The 17,853-nt window shown below is 59.3% G+C and carries 21 protein-coding genes and 1 tRNA gene; 12 read left to right on the top strand and 10 right to left on the bottom strand.

Annotated elements, in window-relative coordinates; translation table 11 throughout:
• Positions 1-53: 53 nt before the first annotated feature.
• Positions 54-809 carry a 3-hydroxyacyl-CoA dehydrogenase gene (locus ACR0DB_RS00855; RefSeq protein WP_170782550.1) on the top strand — a complete coding sequence of 252 codons (756 nt, stop codon included), beginning with the start codon at positions 54-56 and terminating at the stop codon, positions 807-809.
• A 9-nt stretch (positions 810-818) separates the two neighbouring features.
• Positions 819-1,367, top strand: a complete 549-nt coding sequence (locus tag ACR0DB_RS00860) for a sugar O-acetyltransferase (RefSeq protein WP_480548252.1) — start codon at positions 819-821, stop codon at positions 1,365-1,367.
• Here ACR0DB_RS00860 and ACR0DB_RS00865 read toward each other — a convergent pair.
• From ACR0DB_RS00865 to ACR0DB_RS00875, 3 genes are all read right to left on the bottom strand, one after another.
• Positions 1,364-3,172 (bottom strand): ABC-F family ATP-binding cassette domain-containing protein, encoded by a 1,809-nt coding sequence (locus ACR0DB_RS00865; protein ID WP_480548254.1) that lies wholly within the window; start codon positions 3,170-3,172, stop codon positions 1,364-1,366. The genes ACR0DB_RS00860 and ACR0DB_RS00865 overlap by 4 nt on opposite strands.
• Before the next feature lie 69 nt (positions 3,173-3,241).
• Entirely contained in the window at positions 3,242-3,976 is a 735-nt protein-coding gene (locus ACR0DB_RS00870) for a GNAT family N-acetyltransferase (protein ID WP_170788734.1), read from the bottom strand.
• Positions 3,977-4,078: 102 nt separating this feature from the next.
• Positions 4,079-4,555, bottom strand: coding sequence for an outer membrane protein assembly factor BamE (locus tag ACR0DB_RS00875; RefSeq protein WP_170774488.1), 477 nt, complete (start codon positions 4,553-4,555; stop codon positions 4,079-4,081).
• Between the two features lie 85 nt (positions 4,556-4,640).
• Here ACR0DB_RS00875 and ACR0DB_RS00880 point away from each other — a divergent pair, with 85 nt between their 5' ends.
• From ACR0DB_RS00880 to ACR0DB_RS00915, 8 genes are all read left to right on the top strand, one after another.
• Positions 4,641-5,177 (top strand): YceD family protein, encoded by a 537-nt coding sequence (locus ACR0DB_RS00880; protein ID WP_170788735.1) that lies wholly within the window; start codon positions 4,641-4,643, stop codon positions 5,175-5,177.
• Between the two features lie 206 nt (positions 5,178-5,383).
• Positions 5,384-5,590 (top strand): 50S ribosomal protein L32, encoded by a 207-nt coding sequence (rpmF, locus tag ACR0DB_RS00885; protein ID WP_037316137.1) that lies wholly within the window; start codon positions 5,384-5,386, stop codon positions 5,588-5,590.
• Between the two features lie 24 nt (positions 5,591-5,614).
• Positions 5,615-6,703: a phosphate acyltransferase PlsX gene (gene plsX, locus ACR0DB_RS00890; protein ID WP_170774492.1), complete on the top strand. Its 1,089-nt coding sequence runs from the start codon at positions 5,615-5,617 to the stop codon at positions 6,701-6,703.
• 21 nt (positions 6,704-6,724) lie between these two features.
• Positions 6,725-7,696 carry a beta-ketoacyl-ACP synthase III gene (locus tag ACR0DB_RS00895; RefSeq protein WP_480548256.1) on the top strand — a complete coding sequence of 324 codons (972 nt, stop codon included), beginning with the start codon at positions 6,725-6,727 and terminating at the stop codon, positions 7,694-7,696.
• 96 nt (positions 7,697-7,792) lie between these two features.
• On the top strand, positions 7,793-8,095 hold the full coding sequence (gene ihfA / locus ACR0DB_RS00900; protein ID WP_120633007.1) for an integration host factor subunit alpha: 303 nt from the start codon (positions 7,793-7,795) through the stop codon (positions 8,093-8,095).
• 18 nt (positions 8,096-8,113) lie between these two features.
• Positions 8,114-8,686 carry a MerR family transcriptional regulator gene (locus ACR0DB_RS00905; protein WP_170782554.1) on the top strand — a complete coding sequence of 191 codons (573 nt, stop codon included), beginning with the start codon at positions 8,114-8,116 and terminating at the stop codon, positions 8,684-8,686.
• A gap of 60 nt (positions 8,687-8,746) precedes the next feature.
• Positions 8,747-8,823: transfer RNA gene (locus ACR0DB_RS00910), tRNA-Pro, on the top strand.
• Positions 8,824-8,884: 61 nt separating this feature from the next.
• Entirely contained in the window at positions 8,885-9,964 is a 1,080-nt protein-coding gene (locus tag ACR0DB_RS00915; RefSeq protein ID WP_480548259.1) for a 2'-deoxycytidine 5'-triphosphate deaminase, read from the top strand.
• Here the strand turns inward: ACR0DB_RS00915 and ACR0DB_RS00920 are convergent.
• From ACR0DB_RS00920 to argS, 6 genes are all read right to left on the bottom strand, one after another.
• On the bottom strand, positions 9,961-10,185 hold the full coding sequence (locus ACR0DB_RS00920; protein WP_480548261.1) for a hypothetical protein: 225 nt from the start codon (positions 10,183-10,185) through the stop codon (positions 9,961-9,963). The two genes, ACR0DB_RS00915 and ACR0DB_RS00920, sit on opposite strands and share 4 nt — an antisense overlap.
• Before the next feature lie 64 nt (positions 10,186-10,249).
• Positions 10,250-10,900: an SMC-Scp complex subunit ScpB gene (gene scpB / locus ACR0DB_RS00925; RefSeq protein WP_480548263.1), complete on the bottom strand. Its 651-nt coding sequence runs from the start codon at positions 10,898-10,900 to the stop codon at positions 10,250-10,252.
• The gene (locus ACR0DB_RS00930) at positions 10,893-11,687 is read right to left on the bottom strand and encodes a segregation and condensation protein A (protein WP_480548265.1); all 795 of its coding nucleotides are present in this window, start codon (positions 11,685-11,687) and stop codon (positions 10,893-10,895) included. The genes scpB and ACR0DB_RS00930 overlap by 8 nt, the downstream gene beginning before the upstream one ends.
• Positions 11,677-12,684: a beta-N-acetylhexosaminidase gene (gene nagZ, locus ACR0DB_RS00935; protein WP_480548267.1), complete on the bottom strand. Its 1,008-nt coding sequence runs from the start codon at positions 12,682-12,684 to the stop codon at positions 11,677-11,679. The genes ACR0DB_RS00930 and nagZ overlap by 11 nt, the downstream gene beginning before the upstream one ends.
• Entirely contained in the window at positions 12,681-13,733 is a 1,053-nt protein-coding gene (locus tag ACR0DB_RS00940) for an SPOR domain-containing protein (protein WP_480548269.1), read from the bottom strand. Before ACR0DB_RS00940 ends, nagZ begins: the two co-directional genes overlap by 4 nt.
• Before the next feature lie 88 nt (positions 13,734-13,821).
• A complete protein-coding gene (argS, locus tag ACR0DB_RS00945) occupies positions 13,822-15,567 on the bottom strand; it encodes an arginine--tRNA ligase (RefSeq protein ID WP_480548271.1) in 1,746 nt (581 codons plus the stop codon).
• 133 nt (positions 15,568-15,700) lie between these two features.
• Between argS and ACR0DB_RS00950 the strand changes: the two genes are divergently transcribed.
• The gene (locus tag ACR0DB_RS00950; protein WP_480548273.1) at positions 15,701-16,252 is read left to right on the top strand and encodes a putative pterin-binding protein; all 552 of its coding nucleotides are present in this window, start codon (positions 15,701-15,703) and stop codon (positions 16,250-16,252) included.
• Here ACR0DB_RS00950 and ACR0DB_RS00955 read toward each other — a convergent pair.
• A complete protein-coding gene (locus ACR0DB_RS00955) occupies positions 16,234-17,406 on the bottom strand; it encodes a deoxyguanosinetriphosphate triphosphohydrolase (protein ID WP_480548275.1) in 1,173 nt (390 codons plus the stop codon). The genes ACR0DB_RS00950 and ACR0DB_RS00955 overlap by 19 nt on opposite strands.
• A gap of 76 nt (positions 17,407-17,482) precedes the next feature.
• Between ACR0DB_RS00955 and ACR0DB_RS00960 the strand changes: the two genes are divergently transcribed.
• On the top strand, positions 17,483-17,806 hold the full coding sequence (locus tag ACR0DB_RS00960) for a HesB/IscA family protein (protein WP_170774515.1): 324 nt from the start codon (positions 17,483-17,485) through the stop codon (positions 17,804-17,806).
• The last annotated feature ends 47 nt before the right edge of the window (positions 17,807-17,853 follow it).

The following is a 17,853-nucleotide window of genomic DNA, read 5'->3' on the forward strand; positions in this document are numbered from 1 at the left end:
AGGGGTGCGACAGGTTATTGAACAGGTGTTCATATATTGTAAAGGAGCCCGCAATGCACCTGTCCAACACAGCCGCACTCATCACCGGCGGAGCGTCGGGTCTGGGCGAGGCAACCGCGCGCCACTTCGCTGATCAGGGCGCGCAGGTCACGATTCTGGACCGCGATGCCGACCGGGGCCCAAATGTCGCCAACGAAATCGGTGGTCACTTTGTCCAGACCGATGTGACCAACGAGGCATCGGTGACCGAGGCCGTTGCATTTGCGACAAGTAAGATGGGGCGTGTCACGGCAGCTGTGAATTGCGCAGGCATCGCCTTGGGCATCAAGACCGTTGGACGCGACGGCCCGCACCCTCTGGACGCGTTTCAGCGCACAATCGACATCAATCTGGTCGGCTCGTTCAACGTCTCGCGCCTTGCGGCGGCTGAGATGGCCAAGAATGACCCTGAACCGGACGGTGCACGCGGCGTGATCATCAACACGGCCTCTATCGCGGCGTTCGACGGGCAAAAGGGGCAGACGGCCTATGCGGCCTCAAAAGGAGGGATCGTGGGAATGACCCTGCCCATGGCGCGCGACCTGGCCTCGACCGGTATCCGCGTGATGGCGATTGCACCGGGCATATTCATGACGCCCATGCTGGCCGGACTACCGGAAGAGGTGCAACAGCAGCTGGCCGCCGATGTGCCTAACCCTGCCCGCCTTGGCGACCCGCACGAATATGGGAGGCTGGCCGGGTTCATCGTGGAAATGGGCTATCTGAACGGAGAGGTCATCCGCATCGACGGTGCGCTCAGAATGCGGTAAACCTGCGCCATGAACGAGCGCGAGAAAATGGAGGCCGGGCAGTGGTATTGTTGTCTGGACCCGGAACTGAACGCCTTGCGCGATCAAGCCAGACGCGCCGTTCATACCCATAATACCAGCCCACCGGACCGGCGCACAGACATGGGGCCGGAACTGCGCGCCCTTTTCGGTCATGTAGGCGCGGACTGTTTGCTAGAAGCACCGTTTCACTGTGCCTATGGGATGAACATTCATCTGGGTGACAGAGTTTATTTCAACGCCGGTTGCGTCGTTCTGGATACGGCCCCGGTCCGGATCGGCGACGATACGATGTTCGGGCCCCATGTGCAGATTTATTGCGCCCAGCATGCCAAAGATACGGCAGATCGCGCGCAGGGGCTGGAGGTTGGTTTGCCTGTCACAATCGGCAAACATGTCTGGGTCGGTGGCGGAGCAATCCTGTTGCCCGGTATCACCATCGGCGACAATGCCACCATCGGCGCGGGCAGCGTAGTCACAAAGGATGTCGTCGCCGGGCAGACCGTGGTTGGAAACCCAGCCCGCGTGCTGCCAGCCTAAGCGCCCTCAGCTTTTTCCTCTAGCATCAGCCATTCCTCTTCGGCAGCGGCGAGTTTTTCCTGCCGCTCGACCAAAGCCTCGGTCGCTTTCTGGAACTTAACCGGCTCGCGGGTGAACAGCTCGGGGTCGGACATCAGCTCTTCCAGCTTGCCGATCTCGGCCTCAAGCCGTTCCATCTCGGCAGGCAGTTTTTCAAGGCGATGTTTTTCCGAGAAGGACAGACCCGCCTTCGGCTGCACCTCTTGCTTGACCTTCGGCTTGGAAAGTTTTAATTTCTCTTCCTTCATAGGGAGGAGATCGCCGCGCTGAGCTATGTAATCCGACCAACCACCCGCATAGACAGTGGCGCGTCCGTTGCCCTCCATCGCGATGGTCGTTGTGGCGACACGGTCCAGAAAATCGCGGTCGTGGCTGACCAACAGGACGGTGCCGTCATAATCGTCCAACAGCTCTTGCAGCAGGTCCAGCGTTTCCACGTCCAGATCGTTGGTCGGTTCGTCCAGCACCAGCAAGTTCGAGGTTTTGGCCATCAGTTTCGCAAGCAACAACCGCGCTTTTTCACCACCCGAGAGGGATTTAACCGCCGCCCGCGCCTGCCGTTCGTCGAACAGGAATTCCTTTAGGTAGCCGACCACATGTTTCGGCTGCCCGCCGACCATGACTTGATCGGCCTTGCCCGAAACCCGCATTTCGGGATCGCCGGTCAGGCTGTCCCACAGGCTCATCTCGGGGTCCAGCTGGGCGCGCGTCTGGTCGAAGACGGCGACTTCAAGATTGGTGCCCAGCGTGACTGCGCCCTCATCCGGGGTTTCCTGACCTAGCAGCATTTTCAGTAGCGTCGTCTTGCCCACACCGTTGGGGCCAACAAAGGCCACACGATCACCGCGCTGCACCAGCAGATCAAAATTCCGCACGATGGGTATTGAATCAAAAGCCTTGGCCAACCCTTTGGCTTCGATCACCTTGCGCCCCGATTTAGGCCCTGCCTCCAACGTCATCGCCGCCGAGCCCTGACGTTTGATCTGCGCTGCCTTCTCAGCCCGCAACGCCTGCAAGGCGCGCACTCGGCCCTGATTGCGTTTGCGGCGGGCGCTGATGCCTTCAACGGCCCATTTCGCCTCGGATTTGATCAGGCGGTTCAGCTTGTGGCGCTGCTGATCCTCTTCTTCCCAGATCTTGTCGCGCCATGCCTCGAACGCATCAAACCCCTGTTCCTGCCGCCGCACCGCACCCCGGTCGATCCAAAGGGTCGCACGGGTCAAAGCGCGCAGAAAAGCGCGGTCGTGTGAGATCAGGACATAAGCCGCGCGGGTCGAGCCCAGCTCACGTTCCAGCCAGGCAATCGCTTCGATGTCCAGATGGTTGGTCGGTTCGTCCAGCAGCATCAGGTCTGGCGCTTCGGCCATCAGTTTTGCCAATGCCGCGCGGCGACGCTCCCCGCCCGAGGCCGTTTCGACCAGGCGCGCCGGATCGAACTTCAGCCCCTCGCCTGCGCGCTCGACTTTATACAGTTCGCCCGGCTCTAGCCCGCTGGAGGCATAGTCGCCCAGTGTGGCAAAGCCCTCCATGCCCGGGTCTTGCTCCATATAACCGACCGACTTGCCCGGAGGCACCACGATGTCGCCCTGATCGGCCTCAACCAGTCCGGCCATCACTTTCATCAGGGTCGATTTGCCGGACCCGTTGCGCCCCACCAGCGCCACGCGGTCGCCGGGTTGAACCACCAGATCAAGCTCGGAAAACACCGGATCGCCCCCGAAGGTCAGGGAAATGCCGGACATCTGCAACAAAGGAATTCTCGCCATGCCCGCCAGCTAAACCGGCAGGGTCGGCGCGTCAACGCCCAGCCCTTGTTCTCGTCAAAAATACGGAATCTACCCAGCCACCACCCGCAACAGACGTTTCCGGGCTGGCGGAATCGCCCCGATCTCGAGCCCGGTAAACACGTGCAGCGTGTTCATATGCCGATCGACCACTGCATGATCACTGACCCAGCCGCCCATCAACAGATAGGTGCGCAGCAAGGGCGGCATCCGCAACATCGCTTTTTTGACGTCGGGCCGACGCCGCAACCGTGCGGCAAAACGAAAGACATCCGGTGCCTTGACCCGTGGCAACCAGCGCTTGGGCGCCAGATGACGGTGTTTTAGCATTGCAAAAGCATCCAGATACTCGGCCGTTTCTGTCCCGGCAAAGGACGAACAGCCAAACAGCATCTCAACGTTGTTCTGATCGACATAAGCCGTCATCGCGCCCCATGCGACGCGCAGTATGTCAGGATCGGTCCAGTCGGGATGAATGCAGAACCGCCCCATCTCGACCATGCGCCCCTGAAATTCCTCCAAAGCGGACAGATCGTAAAATTGCGCTGAATAGCTGAGGCCGATTTCGTCCCCACGCTCCATCGTCAACATGCGGAAACAGCAGACGAGTTCGCCACTGGAACGCATATCTTCGACAAGAACATGCGCACAGAGGCGATCAAAATCATCCCGATCCGTCTGATCCGTTCCAAAGGCCAGAGTGCGCAACTTCTGTGCCGCCACGATGTCCGCCCCAGTCAATGCCAACCGGGCGCGATACCGGCCTTTGCCAAGCAGTAAAGCCATGGTCGTCCTCTATTCGGCGATCACCGACTCGTTTCATCCCGTCTCGGTGCCTATCACATTATGTGTGACCATCCTGTGACGCGGACAAGAGGCGAAGGCTGATTAGTTGGTCGCGCCCGGAATATTGGCCGGGTTGAAGTTGCCGATATTGCCGAACAGCTGGCGCAGGAATCCGCGGTTCTGAATGCTCGATTCGGTTACCCGCCGCTCCAGAGGGACGACGATCCCGTCTTCAAGGCCGAACCGTTCGATGTTCCGCACCACACCACCCTGATCAAAGCTGATGGCGACAAGCTCACGCTCGACCACTTCGGGTCGTTTCGGACCATAGTGACGCACCCGAGACCGCACATAGTAGAACCCAGAATCCCGCACTACGCCGGACGAGGACGGCGCACCGACCGAGTCGAGGACGCTTTCGCGTGTGTCCACGCCCACCTGAATCTCGGCCAGGTCTTCGGGGGGCGGGATGTACCCGTGATTCTCGAACACAGGTGAGCACGCGCTGATACCTGCCACACAGGCTGCAAGCACTAGCGTTCTGGACGCCGGTTTCAACCTGTTCACAACCTTTAACATGCACACCCTCTTGCCTTGGTCCCTTGCGGACCCTATCCGCTTACATCAAACCGCAGCCCCGGTTCAACACAGGAAAGGGTAACGAATGAGCAACCAGACATCTCTGCGGGTGGCCGACCTGCCGCAAAACGCGCCAACCTCGTTCGATCTGCGCCCCGACACCAAAGCGCTTGAGGCGATCCGCGATGACCTGGGCCTGCTGGGTCTGCGAAAGCTCAGCTTTGTCGGAGACGTCCGCGCGCAAGGAAAACGCGACTGGGCACTCGCAGGTAAGCTGGGCGCAACAGTGATCCAGCCCTGCGTCGTCACGCTAGAGCCGGTGACGACCCGGATCGACGTGCCCGTCACGCGGGTATTTCTGGCCGATTGGACCGACCCCGATGAGGAAGAGTTCGAAATCCCAGAAGGCGACGAGTCGGAGCCCTTGGGGTCCGAGATCGACCCAGCCATTGTAATGATCGAGGCGCTGTCGCTGTCCCTGCCCCAATACCCGCGCAAAGATGGTGCGGAACTGGAACAGGCCGACTATACAGAGCCGGGCAAACAGGCGATGACAGATGAAGATGCAAAACCCTTTGCCGGACTTGCCAGCCTGCGCGATGCACTAAAAAAAGACGAGTGACACGGGTCTGATTTCCTGTCATAGCACGCCCTCAGAAAAATCGCTTGAACATGTCGAGAATCGCAGTATTTTTGCGCGCTCATCGGAATTTGGGTTGGACATTGCGGGGCTCGTCCCCTAAACGCGCGTCAAACCACGTAAAAAACGAAGAATGAAACCCGGTCGGCAGCGAATCTGCGGACCCTCAGTAGACAAAGGTTGAGACCATGGCCGTCCAACAGAACAAAGTTTCCAAGTCGCGTCGCAACAACCGCCGCGCACACGACGCTCTGGTTGCTGCAAACCCGAACGAATGCGCAAACTGCGGCGAGCTGAAGCGCCCGCACCACGTATGTGCGTCCTGCGGCCACTATGATGACCGTGAAGTCGTCGCTCAGGCCGACGAAATCGACCTGGACGAAGACGCGGCCTAAGCCTTTCAAAGCGCAGGCCAAGGCATGACGGAACAGCCCACGCAAACCGGACGGATCACCATCTCGGTTGACGCTATGGGCGGAGATTCGGGTCCCGCCGCAGTTGTGGCGGGGATCGCCAAATCGGCAGATAAGAACCCCGACATCGCGTTCATCCTGCACGGGCCTGAGGCTGAGTTGCGCAAACTTGTTGCGAAACGACGCGTCCTGAACGGGCGCGTCGTTTTTCGTGATTGCACCGACGTGGTCACGATGGAGGACAAGCCCAGCCAGGTTGTTCGCCACGGCAAGCAGACCTCAATGTGGTCGACACTGGAATCGGTGCGCCAGGGCGAAGCCCATGGTGCGGTGTCGTGCGGCAATACTGGCGCGTTGATGGCGCTGTCGATGATGCGGCTGCGTAAATTGCCGGGTGTAAACCGCCCGGCCATCGCGATTCTGTGGCCATCGCGCAACCCGCAGGGGTTCAACGTGATGTTGGATGTGGGCGCAGATGTACGCGCCGACGCGAAGGATCTGCTGCAATACGCGCTGATGGGCGCCTCGTACGCGCGCAACGGCATGGCGCTGGAACGCCCCCGGATCGGCCTGCTGAACGTAGGCACCGAAGAGCACAAGGGCCGCGCTGAATTGAAAGAAGCGCATGCCATGATCACGGACTTTGCGGATCAGGCGAGCTTTGATTTCGTGGGCTTTGTCGAAGGCAGTGATATCCCCGGTGACAAGGCAGATGTCATTGTAACCGATGGGTTTACCGGCAATGTCGCGATCAAGACCGGCGAAGGCACGGCCAGCCTGATCGGGGACCTTCTGCGTGAGGCGTTCAAATACTCGCCCCTGTCTCGGCTGGCGTCGGTTCTGGCCATCACCTCACTGAACCGGTTGAAGAAACGTATCGACCCACGCCGTGTAAATGGCGGGGTTTTCCTGGGCCTCAATGGGACTGTGGTGAAATCTCATGGCGGCGCAGATGCCACCGGAGTTTCGGCCGCCGTGAAACTGGCCTTTACCCTGGCACAGTCCGGGTTCTCTGAAAAATTGGCGGCACGGGTTGCATCGACAGTCGAGCTTGCACAAGATGCCGCCCAAGCTCCGTCCAAGGCGGGCGAATAACAAAAAAGGCAGTACCCCAACATGGCAGGCCGTTCAGTTGTTGTAGGTGTCGGACATTATTTGCCAGAGCGAATTGTGCCGAATTCCGAGTTCGAAAAGTCGCTTGATACGTCCGATGAGTGGATCAAGACGCGGTCCGGCATCGAACGCCGCCATTTCGCAGCCGAGGGCGAGACCACATCCGACATGGCCACAAAGGCGGCCGAAGCAGCGCTTGCCGATGCTGGACTGACGGCCGACGACATCGACGCCATCGTTCTGGCCACATCGACAGCGGACCTGACCTTCCCTTCAGCGGCCACCATGGTGCAATCGCGGTTGGGTATGACCAAAGGCTTTGCCTTTGACGTTCAGGCCGTCTGTGCGGGATTCGTTTACGCCATGACCAATGCCAACGCTTTGATCCTTTCGGATCAGGCCAAACGGGTGCTGGTGATCGGGGCCGAGACCTTCTCGCGAATCATGGATTGGACGGACCGGTCCACCTGCGTGCTTTTTGGCGATGGTGCGGGCGCGCTGATTCTTGAACGACAAGAAGGTGACGGCACGGCCGAAGATCGCGGTATTCTCGCTACTGATCTGAATTCCGACGGTCGCTATAAAGACTTGTTGTATGTAGACGGCGGCGTGTCGACGCAAACAACGGGCTATCTGCGGATGAAGGGCAATCAGCTGTTCCGCCAGGCGGTTGAACGTTTGACCTCAACTGCCGAGACTTGCTTGGAAAAAGTGGGTTTGGGTCACGAGGATGTGGATTGGATTGTCCCCCATCAAGCCAATATCCGCATCATTCAGGGCACCGCCAAGAAATTGGGCGTTCCCATGGATCACGTCGTAGTCACCCTACAGGATCACGGCAACACCTCTGCGGCATCGATTCCCTTGGCCATGTCCGTGGCCAAGCAACGCGGCCAGTTCAAACCGGGTGATTTGCTTGTTACTGAGGCAATCGGGGGTGGATTGGCCTGGGGATCAGTCCTCCTTCGGTGGTAACAGGCGCAAAACGGCTTACACACAGACCTGCAATTCATTGATATTGACAGTGAATTTGCCCTGACCCTATGCTCTACCATCAACAGGGGGATTGGCATGGGCGACAAAACACTGACCCGAATGGATCTGAGCGAGGCCGTTTTTCGCGAGGTTGGCCTTTCACGCAATGAAAGCGCACAGCTGGTCGAAAGCGTTCTGGATCATATGTCCGACGCGCTAGTGCGAGGCGAGCAAGTCAAGATTTCGTCTTTCGGAACATTCAGCGTTCGGGACAAAACTGCCCGTATCGGCCGCAACCCCAAAACCGGGGAAGAGGTTCCTATTCAGCCGCGCCGCGTACTGACCTTCCGCCCGTCGCATCTGATGAAGGATCGCGTCGCCGCAGGGAACCGCAAATAGGATCAGGACGGCAGCGCCATGAGCAAGTCCCCAGACGCCTTTCGCACGATCAGTGAAGTAGCGGACTGGCTGGGCGTTCAGGCCCATGTCCTGCGATTTTGGGAAAGCCGCTTCACGCAGGTCAAACCGGTCAAACGCGCCGGTGGGCGGCGCTATTACCGCCCCAATGACATGCGCTTGCTGGGTGGTATCAAAAAGCTGCTGCACGAGGATGGGATCACCATCAAAGGCGTGCAACGCATTTTACGCGAACAAGGCGTGGCCTACGTCGCCTCATTGTCTCAGGGTTTGGAGGATGAGGCCAAGCCTGCCGCAACCGAAGACAACGTGGTCGTTCCCTTTGCAGCAAAGCCCGCGCCCGCACCCCAAGAACAGATCTCACTTGATTTGCCCGAGGCACCGGTGCCCGCAGCGCCCGTGCCGCCGCAGCCTGTTTTGGACAAGCTGGATGAGGCCCCGTTGCTGGGTGGCATCGCCACCCAAGCGTGGAATCGGACTGAATTTGACGATCAGCTTTTGCGTCAGATCGCGCCTGTTGCCCGTGACCTGCGCGCCCTTCTGAACCGAATTGAGAATCGATCGGCGGGATAAGAAAAAGGCAATGTTTTCCTCTTGCCCCTGCCGGGAAAACCGTTATGAACACTCCAACGTCGGGCTATGGCGCAGCCTGGTAGCGCGTCCGTCTGGGGGACGGAAGGTCGCAGGTTCGAGTCCTGCTAGCCCGACCAAATCACAACGACGTTTATGGCAGACAGGCCAGATCCCGCTCTGGCATCAGGGGGGATCGGAATGACAGGCGTATGCCCAAACCAGCAGATCGAAGGCATGATTGCACGCGGTGAGATCACCGCCGATCCCGCCATAATCGACCCGCAGGTACAACCGGCCAGCCTTGACTTGCGTTTGGGAACAGTGGCTTACCGCGTGCGCGCCTCATTTCTGGCAGGCGAAGGGCGCTCGGTCGCCGACCGTCTGGCCGAGTTCGAGATGCACCGCATCGACATTAGCGACGGTGCGGTTCTGGAAAAGGGTTGCGTCTATCTGGTGCCACTGATGGAATCACTCGCCCTGCCCGACAGCGTGACCGCCGTGGCCAATGCCAAAAGCTCGACCGGGCGGCTGGACTTGCTGACCCGCACCATCACCGATGGCGGCACCGAGTTCGACCGGGTGCCCGCGGGTTATACCGGGCCGTTATACGCCGAGATTTGCCCGCGATCATTCTCGGTCCTGGTGCGGCCCGGAATGCGTCTGAACCAAATCCGGTTCCGTCAGGGCCAAGCGGTGCTAAGCGATGCGGAACTAAACGCGCTGCACGCCGAGTCGCCATTGGTGGATGGAGCGGCAGTGATTCAGGACGGATTGGGCTTTTCGGTCGATCTGCAACTGCCCGATACCGATCTGGTTGGGTATCGCGCCAAGCCACATACGGGTGTGATCGATCTGGACCGGATCGGCGAATACGACCCGCAAGAATACTGGGAAGAGGTACGCACCACGGATGGTCGCATCATTCTTGACCCCGGCGCGTTTTATATTCTGGTCAGCCGCGAGGCAGTACATATCCCGCCCATGTATGCCGCTGAAATGGCCCCCTATCTGGCCATGGTCGGTGAATTCCGGGTGCACTACGCCGGCTTCTTCGATCCCGGTTTCGGTCACGCGGCCGCCGGGGGCGCAGGGTCACGCGGGGTGCTGGAAGTGCGCTGCCACGAGGCCCCGTTTGTGCTCGAACACGGACAGGTCGTCGGGCGTTTGGTCTATGAGAAAATGGCCGAAATGCCCACGCAACTCTATGGCGCGGGCATTGCCTCGAACTATCAGGGACAAGGGTTGAAGCTGTCCAAACACTTCAAGCCGGTTGGCTAGAACTTCATAAAGCGACGCATCTGCCGGGTCATCTTCTGCGTTTGCCTCATGTTTTGAGACGGGCGTGGACCGCTGCTTTGTTTCTGTTGGCCTGTATCACCGCCCTGATCCGATTTGCCGCCCATACGGCTGGCCATATCAAAGCCCTTGTCCACGCCTTTATTGACCAGACGGCGCATCACCTGACGCACGATCATATCGATCATTCGATTGGCATTCATTGCTCAACTCCGTTTCCTGAACCTCAAAATAGGTGATCTGTCTGGCAACAAAAGGGCCGTTTGATCACTCTTCCTCGAACAGTTCCACCTGATCTTCGTCTTCTTCCTCGTCGCGGCCCTCCCCCAAGGGGATCGTGCCCGGAGGTGGCCTGTTTTCCAACAAACCCGCGGCGCGCAATTCTTGCAGCCCCGGAAGGTCGCGAGCGTTTTCCAGCCCGAAATGATCCAGAAACTGCGGCGTCACGACAAATGTCACTGGACGGCCCGGTGTCATGCGGCGGCGGCCCAAACGAATCCACTCCATTTCCAGCAACTGGTCGATGGTCCCGCGCGAGACGGAGACGCCACGGATTTCCTCGATCTCGGCCCGCGTGCAGGGCTGGTGATAGGCCACGATGGCCAAAGTTTCGATGGCGGCACGGCTGAGTTTTCGTGTCTCAACCGTTTCCTTTTGCATCAAAAAGCCCAGATCGGGGGCGGTGCGGATGGCCCAGGCCTCCCCTACACGCACAACGCGCACGCCGCGCCCCTCATAGCGTTTGCGCAGCAGATCAACCGCTTGTGCCGCGTCGCTGCCGTGGGGCATCCGGGCTTCAAGATCGCTGATCGAAACGGGTTCAGCACTCGCGAACAGCACGGCTTCGACCATACGTTCCTGTTCGGCCAGGGGGGGCGCTTCGAACAGGGTGCCGGTTTCCTCAGAGGTGTCAGTCACGTGTTTCGGTCCTCTTGCGCAGATGGATCGGTGCAAAGGTTTCGCTTTGCTTGATCTCCATATGTCCTTCTTTCACCAGCTCCAGCGAGGCCGCAAACGTCGCCGCCGTGGCCGAGCGCCGCCGCACCGGATCGGCATCCCAACCGTCGGGCAGATAGGTCTCCATATCTGTCCAAGCGCCCGCAAACCCGATCAAGGGGCGCATCCGTTCCAACGCCTGTTCCATGGTAAAGACAGCATCGCGGTCCATGACAAAGGGTCGGAATTCATCGCGGGTGCGGATTCGCGCATAACCCTGCATCAGATCCAACAACGTGGCTGAATAGGTCACGGTGCGGATGCGAGTGACATCCTCACCCTGCCCGCGTTTGAAGAAATCACGCCCCAACTGATCCCGCGCCATCAGACGTGCAGCCGCGTCGCGCATGGCCTGAAGGCGTTCAAGTTGGAACGCCAGATGCGCGGCCAATTCCTCACCAGACGGTCCTTCGTCATCAGGATCGGGCGGCAGCAGCAGGCGGGATTTCAGAAAGGCGAGCCAGGCGGCCATGACCAGATAATCCGCCGCCAGTTCGATCCGCAGCGCACGGGCTTTTTCAACGAAGGTCAGATATTGCTGCGCCAGCGCCAGAACCGAGATTCTGCGCAGGTCAACTTTCTGCGTCCGCGACAGGGTCAGCAGCACGTCCAACGGGCCTTCGAACCCGTCGACGTCAACAATCAGCGCCTCGGCGGCAAGCCGATCCGCGACCGAGACCGGATCTTCGCTAAAAAGGTTATCGTTCATATACCTGCCCGCCCATTAGGGCAGATAGTTCCGCCTCGGCGGCTTCGATGTCAAGTTCCACAGGCTTTTGCCGCATCGACAGCGCTTTTTCGGCGCGTTTTTGCGCTAGTGGGGTCATCTCTCCGACGGTGTCCAGCACCTTGGCGCGGGCTTCAAAGGTACCGTTGCAATGCAGAACCACGTCGCAGCCCGCAGCCAGCGCTTGCCCAGCGATTTCTTCGGGCGCGCCGGACAGGGCTTTCATCGAGATATCGTCGGTCATAATCAGCCCATCGAAACCGATCTTGTCGCGGATCAGGCCGATCATCGTAGGTGAAATCGTCGCCGGTTGCGGGTCGATCCGGTCATAGACCAGATGTGCGGTCATCCCCATCGGCAGGTCGTTCAGCGCGCGGAACGGGGCGAAATCGGCCCCTTCCAGTGCTTCTTGAGTCAGATCCACATGCGGCAGGTCATGGTGGCTGTCCAGCGTGGACAAGCCATGCCCGGGCATGTGTTTGATGACCGGAAGAACACCGCCGTCCAGATGCCCTTTGGCAACCGCGCGGCCAAGTTTCGCAACCTGTTTAGGATCAGAGCCATAGCAGCGGTTCTTGAGGAACGCATGGGTGTCGTCACGCGCCAAATCAACCATCGGGGCACAGTTGCTGTCGATCCCGAGCTCGAACAATTCCAGCGCGATCAAGCGATAGCGCAGATACATCGCCCGTTCGGCCTTTTCCCCGGCCCGAGCCGCATGATCCAGCGGCGGGGTCCATTCGCGTGCCAAAGGCGCGCGCAGGCGCTGAACGCGTCCGCCTTCCTGATCAATCGTTATCGGGCAGTTGCGGCCCACCGCCTCACGAAAATCGTCACACAAGGCGCGCACTTGATCGGAAGTGTCGATATTTCGGGCAAAGAGGATGAACCCGAACGGGTTCATCTCGCGGAACAGTCTTTTCTCGTCGGATGTAAGCCGCAGCCCTTCCGCGTCCGAGATCGCAGCGCCGAATGTCACCGTGCCGCGACCGGGATACAGTCCGCCCCCTGCGACTGAAGCGCGGCACAGAACTGACGTGAGTCGCTTAGATCATCAAACCCCAAAACCCGCAGCCGATAGAAGGTACGTCCACCGCTTGTGGTTTTTTGGATAACCCGCTGTTTTCCATCCATATACTCACCAAACCGACCGTTCAGGCGATCCCATTCCGATTGTGCAACCTGGGTGCTTTCATAGGCCCCAAGCTGGGCCATACGGGTGCCCTTTGAAAGGGTATCAGCGTCGACATCCAAGCCAACAGCGGCTTTGACTGCCGCATTGATGGCATCTTCGGTGCTGCTGCTAGGTGTGATCGGGTTGCTGATCCTGCGTGCCGGGCGTGTGATGGGCCGCAGCGACCGGCGCACACCGGGCAGCGCTGCAATTGCGGGGTCCGGCAGTTGCGCTGCGTAGTCCGCAGGGTCAATCGCCGGTTCGTCGTCAAGCGCAAGCGACGCCAGTTGCACACCGTCCTGTGGCTGTTCAATTGGCTTGTCCGCCAGTTCAGCAACCACCGCATCCACGGCACCTTGGCGCAGTTGCGCCGCCTCTTGATCAGAGATTTCTTCTTCCACCAAGTGCACGGCCGGTGTGGGCTTCAGCGGTTCAACCGGCGTGTCTTCATCCGTTAGCGAAACTGGCCGCGGCGCCAAAATCAAACGATCTGCAGGCGGCGCAGCGGTGCCGACGGCGGCCACTGCGTTCACCGCCAAGCCCTGATGATCTGCAGGTGTCCCGCCTGGGTTTTCGGGCTGGATACGCATCGGCCCTTCGATCGCGCGGACAACCGGAACACCGCTGACATCGCGCATGACCAACTTATAGCCCCAAACGGCGATACCGGCGACCAAAGCCAAGGACGCGGCCGCCCCCAGAAAATTCACGATCCGACCCAGTCCCGCAGCTTGCGGCGTCTCTTCATACCCGTGCATGTCGTCGGAATAATCGTAACCGCCCTGAACCGAGGGTTGATTCGTGTAATGCATCTGCTCGGGACTCATCTGCCCCGAGTAAACGTTATTTGCCATGTCCGCCTCACCGCCCGTTTCGCGCCGGAAAATAAGGCGCGCGGGTCATTTCTTGCCTACCTCGTACCGGCGGTTCGGGCGGTGTTTGTTACCGCATCTCCTGCGCCGGGGTAACGCCAAGAATACCCAAGCCCGCTGAAATCACAACAGAAACGGCACGGGCCAAAGCGATTTTTGACTGGCTTGTGGCAACATCGCCATCCTGGATGAACCGCAGTTGGGTTTCATCATTGCCCTTGTTCCACAGCGCGTGGAAGTCTCCGGCCAGTTCATAGAGGTAGAACGCAACGCGGTGAGGCTCGTTGGTGCGGGCAGCGATTTCCACCAGTCGCGGCCATTCAGCCAGCTTTTTGGCGACTGTCAGCTCGGATACGTGATCGTTCTTACTCAGATCGGCTCCTTTGAGGGTCGCATCATCTGCGGCGATCCCGGCCTCAGCCGCGCGGCGCAAAACGCTCATGACGCGGGCATGGGCGTATTGCACGTAGAACACAGGGTTCTCGCGGCTTTGCTCCAGCACCTTGTCAAAATCGAAATCCAGCGGCGCGTCGTTCTTGCGGGTCAACATCACAAAGCGGGTCACATCCGGGCCGACCTGATCCACCACATCGCGTAGAGTAACGAAGTTCCCTGCCCGCTTGGACATCTTGAACGGCTCGCCATTCTTCCAAAGTTTTACCAACTGGGTCAGTTTGATATCCAGCGGCACCTTGCCATCGGACAGCGCCGACACAGCCGCCTTCATCCGTTTGACATAGCCGCCGTGGTCGGCACCAAACACGTCGATCAGAGCGTCAAAGCCACGGCTGACCTTGTCATAGTGATAGGCGATATCGGGCGCGAAATAGGTCCACGCGCCGTCCGATTTCTTGACTGGGCGGTCCACGTCATCGCCATGTTCGGTCGATTTGAACAGAGTCTGCTCGCGCGGCTCCCAATCTTCGGGCTTTTTACCCTTGGGCGGCTCCAGCACACCTTCATAGATCAGGCCCTTGTCGGTCAACGACTGCAGAGCAGCCTCGATCCGGCCTGTACCGTAGAGGGACTTCTCAGAAAAGAACACGTCCATCTCGACGCCCAGCGCCTTCAGATCAGCGCGGATCAGGTCCATCATCGCATCGGTGGCAAAGTTGCGCAGGTCTTCCAGCCATTCGCTTTCAGGCTTGTCGATCAGGGTATCGCCGTATTTCTCTTTCAGCGCCTCGCCGATCGGGATCAGATAGTCACCGGGATAGAGCCCCTCGGCAATCTCGGGGCTGAGGCCATTGGCCTCGCGATACCGCTCATAGGCCGAACGCGCTAGTACATCCACCTGCGCGCCGCCATCGTTGATGTAATACTCACGCGTAACTTCATGGCCAGAATAAGCCAGCAGGCTTGCCAAGGCGTCACCGAAGACCGCGCCCCGCGTATGGCCTACATGCAGCGGACCGGTGGGATTGGCCGAGACATATTCGACGTTCACCTTCTGCCCGTGTCCCATGGTCGAGCGACCATAATCGTTGCCCTGTTCCAGCACGGCGGTCAGCACACCCTGCCAGACCGACGGCGCCAGCCGCAGGTTCAAAAACCCCGGCCCTGCCACCTCGGAGCTGGTGATCCGTTCATCAGCGGCCAGCTTTCCGGCCAGCACATCGGCAATGTCGCGCGGCTTCATCTTGGCTGGTTTTGCCAATACCATCGCCGCGTTGGTCGCCATATCGCCATGTGCCGCGTCGCGCGGAGGCTCAACCGCCACGTTGTCAAAGCTCAGCCCTTCGGGCAGCGCGCCTTCGGACTGCATCTGCGCCAGCGCGTCCAGTACAAGGGCGCGGATCTCGGAAAACAGGTTCATTTCGGATGTCCTTTTGCTTGCCCGGCGGTTTATCACGCAGCGCGGTAAGGTCAATGGATGCCTAAAGTTTGACCTTGGTTTGGGCGCGATCCCCGCTACAGTCAGACCGAAACGCGAAATTCGGAGACCATTGATGCGCCTCGCCCTATCCCTCAGTCTGCTTCTGTCCACCACCCTGCCCGTTCTGGCCGAGATGCCCGCACCGCAAGGACATGTGCTGGTGACATTGGGTGGCGCTGTCAGCGAAACCAACCTGCCGGCGCGGGGCGAGAATGATGGCGGGCTGCTTGGGTTTCTCGAAGTGACCCATGAGGGTGCAGCAGGGTTTGACGCGGCCCTTCTGGACAGCCTACCCCAGATTCAAATCACTATTCCCTATGGCCCGCCCGATCATCAGCGCAACTACACTTTCAGTGGCCCGCTGCTGTCGGACGTTATGATCCTTGCGGGGGCCGAAGGAAAAACCGCACGTCCCATGGCAATGGACGGGTATCAGGCGGAAATCCCATGGGACAGCATTTCGACGTACAAACCCATTTTAGCCACCCATGCCGACGGTGAACCGATGGGCGTCGGAGGATATGGCCCCACCATGATCGTGTTCCCGCCAACCGACGATGCCGACGCAGCCGACTCGCAAGCCAGCCAACAGGTCTGGGCGCTGGCCTATATCGGGATCGAGTGACCCGCCGGCGCGGGTCGTCCTGTCAACCGTACATGATCCTGTATCGCAAACCGGTCCGTCATACCGGCGATATAGTCTGACACGATCCGGGCAAGTGCGGTTTCATTGTCAGCCGCCTCAATATCAGCGTGCCAGCGGGCCGGCATTTGACGGGGGTCCCCGAGATAAATCGGGAACAACTCTTCGACGATCTTGCTAACTTCGGCCCGCACTTCCATCACCGAGGGCGCGCGATACATCCGGGTGAACAGAAAGGCGCGGATGTCCTGCAACTGCGCCCACAATTGCCCCGAGAACTGGATCACCGGGCGATCCAAATGGCGGATATCTTCCACCGATTGCGCACCAGACTCGGCAATTAACCCAGCGGACGTGTCGATCACATCCGAGACCATGACCCCAAAGACGCGCCTCAAAGCCTCATGCCTGCGCCGATACGGGTCCAGTGCTGGGTACGCACGATCGACCTCGGCATAGCACGCACCCACAATCGGCAGGGTTTGAATTTCGTCATCACTGAACAAATCCGCCCGCAGCCCGTCCAGCAAATCATGGTTGTTATAAGCGATATCATCTGACAATGCGGCCACTTGCGCCTCGGCGCTGGCATGGGTGTGCAGTTCCAGATCAAAAACGCCGTTGCACTCTGCCAACGCCCAAGGCAACACGCCCTCAACTGGGCCGTTGTGCTTGGCAATCCCTTCCAACGTCTCCCATGTCAGGTTGCAGCCATCGAACTCGGCATAGTGCCGCTCCAACTTGGTCACGATACGAATGGCTTGTGCATTGTGATCGAAGCCACCATAGGGCTGCATGATGGCATGCAACGCATCCTCACCCGTATGACCAAATGGTGTATGACCCAAATCATGAGCCAAAGCGACGGCCTCGGTTAGTTCCGGGTTGAGGCCCAAAGCACCGGAAATAGTCCGCGCCACCTGCGCCACCTCAATGGAGTGCGTCAGGCGGGTGCGATAGCTATCCCCTTCATGCTCCACAAAAACCTGCGTCTTGTGCTTGAGCCGCCGAAACGCGCTGGCATGAATGATCCTGTCACGATCGCGCTGAAAGCATGACCGAAAACTGCTCTCTTCCTCTGGCACCAACCGCCCTCGCGCGCGACTGGGGTCCGAGGCAAAACCCGCTCTTTCCAAAGGTCTTGTCCTTGTCGCCTGTCCTTGGGTTTTCTATATGGTAGTGTGGTACAGAAATAAACCTTTGGAGCGTGGCATGAATCTGCCCCCAACAGTCACCGAACGCGCCTTCGACCGTCTGGCTGAAATCGGCGCTGCGGATCAGGGACAAGCCCTGCGCGTCGCGGTAGAAGGCGGCGGCTGTTCCGGGTTCCAATACGAAATCGCCCTGGACGAACCGAAAGAGGATGATCTGATCCTTGAGGGTAAAGGACAGAAAGTCATCGTGGACTCGGTCTCGTTGCCGTTTTTGGAAAACGCGGTCATAGACTTTACACAGGAACTGATCGGTGCACGGTTTGTGATCGAAAACCCGAACGCGACCTCATCGTGCGGCTGCGGCACATCATTTTCCATGTAAGCAAAGGTGGGGGCGTTGCCCCTACACCCCCAGGATATTTATAGCCA

The organism is Ruegeria sp. AB6, assembly GCF_056542685.1.